At 46.5% G+C, this 6782-nt stretch carries 5 protein-coding genes; all 5 read left to right on the plus strand.

The annotated features are described in order from the left end of the window. Nucleotides 1–259: 259 nt before the first annotated feature. Nucleotides 260–760, plus strand: a complete 501-nt coding sequence (locus tag PX636_RS03795; RefSeq protein WP_002798060.1) for a bifunctional nuclease family protein — start codon at nucleotides 260–262, stop codon at nucleotides 758–760. 238 nt (nucleotides 761–998) lie between these two features. Further along, complete coding sequence (locus PX636_RS03800; protein WP_002798061.1) at nucleotides 999–2126, plus strand: aldo/keto reductase; 1128 nt, start codon at nucleotides 999–1001, stop codon at nucleotides 2124–2126. Nucleotides 2127–2258: 132 nt separating this feature from the next. After that, a complete protein-coding gene (gene fba, locus PX636_RS03805) occupies nucleotides 2259–3338 on the plus strand; it encodes a class II fructose-bisphosphate aldolase (RefSeq protein WP_002744497.1) in 1080 nt (359 codons plus the stop codon). A gap of 191 nt (nucleotides 3339–3529) precedes the next feature. Beyond that, entirely contained in the window at nucleotides 3530–4768 is a 1239-nt protein-coding gene (ctpA, locus tag PX636_RS03810) for a carboxyl-terminal processing protease CtpA (RefSeq protein WP_288116270.1), read from the plus strand. Between the two features lie 474 nt (nucleotides 4769–5242). Continuing rightward, nucleotides 5243–6547 (plus strand): ABC transporter substrate-binding protein, encoded by a 1305-nt coding sequence (locus PX636_RS03815; protein WP_288116271.1) that lies wholly within the window; start codon nucleotides 5243–5245, stop codon nucleotides 6545–6547. The last annotated feature ends 235 nt before the right edge of the window (nucleotides 6548–6782 follow it).

A 6782-nucleotide genomic window follows, 5' to 3' on the forward strand; every position in this document is an offset into this window, starting at 1 on the left:
AAATGGGGCGAAAGTCTGTGGACTCTGTGTAAGACAGTACATGGTTTTTTAACTGTGGTATGCGACGGTGGTGGAAGCAGAAACTTAAATCGTGAGGTTTAGGAATCGCCGCACTTTTAGGGCGGCGAGGATGTCAATAAAGATGAGGCTAATCTCTGCCATCTTAGGGCATACTGTGAGTGTAACGAAGCACTATATTACTCAGTTTGCTTTCCCACTCCTTCCCTAGCTGAATCTCTATCTTGGAGAAGCCATAGTCATGATCGAAATGAAAGTCGCTGGAATTGCCCTAGACGCTATCACTCGCAGTCCCATTGTACTACTCAAGGATGGTTCCGAGCGTCGCGCCCTACCTATCTACATCGGACAAGATCAGGCTAAGGCCATTATCACCGTCCTCGAACAACAAAAACCCCCTCGTCCCCTCACCCACGATTTGATCGCTAATATTTTTAAAGTTTGGGACATGGATTTAGAAAAGATTATCATCCATTCTCTCCAAGATAATACCTTTTATGCTGTTCTCTGTCTCCAGCGCGGCGAAGTCAAAAAAGAAATCGATTGTCGTCCCAGTGATGCGATCGCTATTGCCCTGCGTACCAACAGTCCCGTCTGGGTAATGGAAGAAGTGATCGCTTCCGCTTCTATTCCCGTCGATCGTGACGCGGATGAAGAGGAACGTCAAGCTTTTCGCAATTTCGTCTCCAATCTTAGCCCCTCAGACCTGATCCAACGTCGCGGTGATTTTAGTGAGCAGTGAAAATTCAGGAGATAGGAGATAGGGGTTTAGGGGTTTAGGGGTTTAGGGAAATTTCAGCCAAATGCTCCACTGCCCCACTGCCCCACTTCCCCACTTCCCCACTTCCCCACTGCCCCACTTCCCCACTTCCCCACTTCCCCACTCCCCCATCACCCCACACCCCACACCCCACACCCAATACCTTCTAACTGGTAACTGATAACTGGTAACTGATAACTGATAACTGGTAACTGAATCAATGCGTTATCGACGATTTGGCCGTACTAATTGGCAATTTTCGCTGTTTTCCCTGGGGACAATGCGCTGTTTGTCCTCAGAGTCGGTGTTTACCGCAACAGTTGATCGCGCCCTAGAATTGGGGATTAATCACCTAGAAACGGCCAGAGGTTACGGTAATAGCGAAGTTTTTCTCGGTCGCTACCTGCAGCGTCAAGGGCTGCGGGAGCAAGTTTATCTGACTACGAAATTAGTCCCCACTCCCGATCGCCAAACTATGGAAAAAGCGATCGCCGAATCCCTAGAACGATTACAATTAAATTACCTCGATTGTCTAGCAATTCACGGTATTAACACCCGCGAGCATTTAAACTGGATTAAAGACCCGCAAGGCTGCATGAAAGCCGTTTTTCTGGCCCAAGAAGCTGGAAAAATCGGTCATATTGGCTTTTCTACCCATGCACCCCTAGAAATTATTCTGGAGACGATCAATACAGATTTCTTCGCTTTTGTCAATATCCATTACTATTTTTTTTGGCAAAGACAGCAACCGGCGATCGCTTTAGCCCAAGCAAAGGACATGGGTGTGTTTATTATTTCCCCTGCTGATAAGGGAGGGGGTCTCCACAGACCTCCCAAGAAGCTAGAGGAATTATGCGCTCCTTTTTCACCCCTAGAGCTAAATTATCGCTTTTTATTGAGCGATCCGCGCATTACTACCCTCAGCGTCGGGGCAGCGATACCAGAGGAATTAGAGACAATTATTAACGTATGCGAAGGAGATCAGCCCCTAGATGCGGCAGAAATTGCCGTTTTTAAGCGTTTAGAGGCACATTTAACCGATAAATTGGCTACAGATTTATGTAGCCAATGTTATCAATGTTTACCCTGTCCCGAAAATATTAACATCCCTGAAGTGTTGAGACTGCGGAATCTGGCAGTAGCTTACGAAATGACCGATTTTGGCCAGTATCGCTATCGAATGCTGGAAAATGCCGGTCATTGGTTCCCCGGACGCAAAGCGAATAATTGTACTGAATGCGGTGATTGTTTACCTCGCTGCCCGGAAAAATTGCCGATTCCCCGGCTGTTATTTGATACACACGAACTACTTAACGGCCCGCCGCGACGGAGATTGTGGTCATCTTAGGACGAAACTGGGAAAAATTTTTTTTGGGGATCGTCAAAGTGTAAAAACTATCTTAAGATTAACAGGTAAGAGAATTAACTTTCTTGAATTTAAAGAGACAAAAAACAAGAAATAGATTAAGGAGTAAAGGATATGGCACTCGTCCCCATGCGGTTATTGTTGGATCACGCGGCTGAGAACGGATATGGCATCCCCGCTTTTAACGTAAATAATATGGAGCAGATCCAAGCGATCATGCAAGCGGCGGCAGCCACCGACAGCCCCGTTATCCTGCAAGCTTCTCGCGGTGCGCGCAAATATGCAGGGGAAAACTTCCTGCGTCACCTGATCACCGCCGCGGTGGAAACCTATCCTCATATCCCCATCGTGATGCACCAAGATCACGGTAATGAACCCGCCACCTGCTACTCGGCGATCCGTAACGGTTTCACCAGTGTTATGATGGATGGTTCCCTAGAAGCGGATGCTAAAACTCCCGCCACCTACGAGTACAACGTTAACGTTACTGCTGAAGTAGTAAAAGTTGCTCACTCGATCGGTGCTAGTGTGGAAGGGGAACTCGGTTGTTTAGGTTCCTTAGAAACCGGTAAAGGAGAAGCGGAAGATGGCCACGGTTTTGAGGGAGAATTAGATCACTCGATGCTGTTAACCGATCCCGATGAAGCGGTGGATTTCGTCGAAAGAACCCAAGTAGATGCTTTAGCAGTAGCCATTGGTACTAGCCACGGCGCTTACAAATTTACCCGCAAACCCACCGGCGAAATTCTCGCTATTAGCCGCATTGAAGAAATTCATAACCGCTTACCCAATACTCACTTGGTCATGCACGGTTCTTCCTCGGTCCCCGAAGATCTCCTCGAATTAATCAACCAATTCGGTGGCGCTATCCCTGAAACCTACGGTGTTCCCGTGGAAGAAATCCAAAAAGGCATCAAGAGTGGTGTGCGTAAAATCAATATCGACACCGACTGCCGTTTAGCAATTACCGCCGCAGTTCGTGAAGCACTATTCAGCAACCCGAAAGAGTTTGATCCCCGTTTCTTCCTGAAACCCTCGATCACCTATATGCAGAAAGTTTGTGCCGATCGCTATCAACAATTTGGTACCGCCGGTAACGCCAGCAAAATCAAACAAATGTCCCTCGATGACTACGCAGCCAAATATGCTAAAGGGCAATTAACCCAAGTCAGCAAAAAAGTTGTGGCTGTCTAGTAGCTGAACAATTAAGCGATCGCTTAATGGCACCGATCTAGTAGAATTTTTTGGGGTGGTTAACCATAACTACCCTCTTTTTTATGGGAATGCCTTCAAGGGAAAGAGTTACCAGATAAGAATCGATTTCAGAGAAAAGACTATACTGAAAATAATCAGCAGATCAGCACTGGATTTATAAGAGAAGCAAGATGAGAAAAAAATCGTTGTGGGCGGGATTATTGGTGGGATTTTGGTTTTGTCTGACTTGGATGGCATGGACACCCACAGCAGCCGCCTTTAGCGAAGAACAAAAATTACTACTACAATCTTGGCGATTAGTCAACCAATCTTATTATGATGACACCTTTAATCATCAAAACTGGTGGCAGGTGCGGGAACAATTCATCAAAAAACCCCTCAACGATCGGACGGCGGCCTATAATACCATCGAACAGATGTTAGCCACCCTCGATGAACCTTTTACCCGTCTCCTGCGACCGGATCAATACCATAACCTACAAATTAGCACCACGGGGGAATTATCGGGGGTAGGACTGCAAATTAATATCAATCCTGACAATGGTTACTTAGAAGTAGTTGCCCCCCTTGCCGGTTCTCCTGCTGAGGCCGCTGGTTTGACTAGCCACGATCGCATTTTGTTTATTGATGGCATCGATACCACTACTTTAACCCTCGATGTAGCAGCAGCCAAAATGCGCGGGACCGCCGGAACAGAAGTTTCCTTAGTCATTCTTCCCTATCAAAAAAGTCAACCAAAAACCCTATCTTTAACCCGTCAACGCATTTCTTTAAGTCCAGTAGTAGCGGTTTTAGATAAAAATTCTAGTTCCTTGCCCATCGGTTATGTGCGCTTAAATCAATTTAGTGCTAACGCTGCCAAAGAAGTCTCGGAAGCGGTGACAGATTTACAAAAACAAGGGGCAAAGGGTTATATTTTAGATTTAAGAAATAACCCCGGTGGTTTACTGCAAGCGGGCATAGAAATCGCTCGGATGTGGATTAATCAGGGAACGATCGTTTATACGGTTAATCGTGAGGGAATTGCCGATAGTTTTGCCGCTGCTGGCAATGCTTTAACCGATGCGCCTTTAGTGGTTTTAGTCAATCAGGGAACCGCCAGCGCCAGCGAGATTTTAGCCGGAGCATTACAGGACAATCAGCGAGGGGTTTTAGTGGGAGAAAAGACTTTCGGTAAGGGATTAATTCAGTCCTTATTCGAGTTACCCGATGGGGCAGGATTAGCGATTACCGTCGCTAAATATGAAACTCCCGCCCACCATGATATTCATAAGTTAGGCATTATGCCCGATCAAGTGGTGGCACAGGAACCGATCACATATCAGGAAATCGGCACCGAAAAAGATAGTCAATACCAAACGGCAATTCAGTTTTTAAACCAGAAGACCGTTTTAGCCAAAGCTTCCTAAGTGGGGTTTTCAGTTATCAGTTACCAGTTATCAGTTATCAGTTATCAGATGCGAGTTTTCAGGATTCTTCGTTACTTGGTATAGTTCGATCGGGGGGCATAAATCGACTAAATCCTTATCTGGCAAGAGACTTAATTGATTAGTTCGTTAGAGAGGGAAAACAATTAACAAAGATCGCATCAATGTCTTTATATATAAGGGTTTTATCCCTTATAGCCCCGTTTATTGCCTAAGACAAACAAAAAGAACCGTTTTCAGTTTACTGTTTACTGTTTACTGTTTACTGATCACTGAAAAAACTTCCCACACCCCACACCCGACGGCATAGGTCGAACAAATTAGCCATTTTTTCCATCAATATCTAAATTAAGATGGAAACCTGTTTGATTTGAAGAGAATGCTAACATCGATTAGAATTTTCCCAGTCCGGGCTTTTCAGTCTTGCAACCTTGACTCATCCTTGATTTTACTGCCATGCAGAGATATATTCGATCGCCCCTAGCCCTAACCCTGAGCATCACCCTGTTAGCTAATTTTTTAACCGCTTGTAATAATGCCCAAACCCCCGATAACACTGCCTCTAGTCCCACCACCACTGGCCCCGGTGATCAAGGCTTAAAATTAGGGGCTTTACTGCCCATTACTGGAGATTTAGCCGCTATTGGTCAAAATATGCCCGAAGCAGCCGCCCTAGCGGTAGAGACTATCAATGCCTGTGGTGGAGTCAATGGCAAACCCGTCACCCTCGTGAAAGAAGATGACCAAACCGATCCCGCCGCCGGTGCTTCAGCGATGACGAAACTAGCGGAGGTGGATAAAGTAGCCGGTGTGATCGGTTCCTTTGCCAGTAGCGTCTCAGGAGCAGCCGTCGATGTGGCGGTGAGAAAGAAAGTTATGTTAGTCTCTCCGGGTAGCACCAGTCCTGTATTTACTGACAGGGCGAAAAAAGGCGATTTTCAAGGTTTTTGGGCGCGGACGGCTCCCCCGGACACCTACCAAGCTCAAGCTTTAGCGGTCCTAGCTAAGAAAAAGGGTTTTCAAAATGTGGCCACCGTCGTGATCAATAACGATTACGGAGTCGGATTTGAACGGGAATTCGTGAGCGCTTTCGATAAATTAGGCGGCACTATCACTAATAAGCAAAATCCTGTCCGTTATGACCCGAAAGCTGCCACTCTCGATAGTGAAGCGGCGGCTGCCTTCGCTAACCAACCGGATGCTGTAGCGGCAGTCCTTTACGCTGAAACGGGCAGTTTATTACTGCAAGCGGCCTATAAACAGGGATTGACCAAAGGAGTTACCGTCCTCCTCACCGATGGGGTTTATTCGGAAGATTTCACCAAACAGGTGGGGAAAGGAACCGATGGTAAGTCAATTATTGCCGGCGCCCTAGGTACAGTCCCTGGGGCCGACGGTCAAGCTTTAAGCGCTTTTACTACTCTCTGGAAAGAAAAGACCGGCAAGGATGTCACTGCTTTTGTTCCCCATACTTGGGACGCGGCGATTTTATTGATGTTAGCAGCCGAGGCGGCTAAATCTAACACTGGTGAAGGGATTCAAAGCAAGATTCGTGAGGTGGCTAACAGTCCGGGTACGGAAGTAACCGATGCTTGTCAAGCCATGGAAATGATTCGCAAAGGCGAGGATATTAACTATCAGGGGGCCAGTGGCAATGTGGATATCGATGAAAATGGCGATGTGGTCGGTAGTTACGATGTCTGGACTGTCAAGGATGACGGGACTCTCAAGGTTATCGATCAGGTGACACCTAATCAGTAATCAGTAATCAGTGAGCAGGAGTCAGGAGGCAGAAGGCAGAAGGTAGAAGGCAGGAGGTAGGGGATAGGGTGATAGGGATTTAGGGGTTTAGGGAAATTTCAGCCAAATGCTCCACTTCCCCACTACTTCACTACCCCACTTCATAATTCATCGAAAATTTGGGTCTGAAACCCCGTCGTTCTACGACGGCTTTACTGTTAAATATGAGCATCGTTTACGAAATATATGCTAAAAT

The organism is Microcystis sp. M53598_WE2 (assembly GCF_030067735.1).
GTDB lineage: Bacteria > Cyanobacteriota > Cyanobacteriia > Cyanobacteriales > Microcystaceae > Microcystis > Microcystis aeruginosa.

What these genes read in the sequence shown, in the direction of transcription:
- PX636_RS03795 (WP_002798060.1), top strand. Translation starts at nt 260, where the DNA reads ATGATCGAAATGAAAGTCGCTGGAATTGCCCTAGACGCTATCACTCGC.
- PX636_RS03800 (WP_002798061.1), top strand. Translation starts at nt 999, where the DNA reads ATGCGTTATCGACGATTTGGCCGTACTAATTGGCAATTTTCGCTGTTT.
- fba (WP_002744497.1), top strand. Translation starts at nt 2,259, where the DNA reads ATGGCACTCGTCCCCATGCGGTTATTGTTGGATCACGCGGCTGAGAAC.
- ctpA (WP_288116270.1), top strand. Translation starts at nt 3,530, where the DNA reads ATGAGAAAAAAATCGTTGTGGGCGGGATTATTGGTGGGATTTTGGTTT.
- PX636_RS03815 (WP_288116271.1), top strand. Translation starts at nt 5,243, where the DNA reads ATGCAGAGATATATTCGATCGCCCCTAGCCCTAACCCTGAGCATCACC.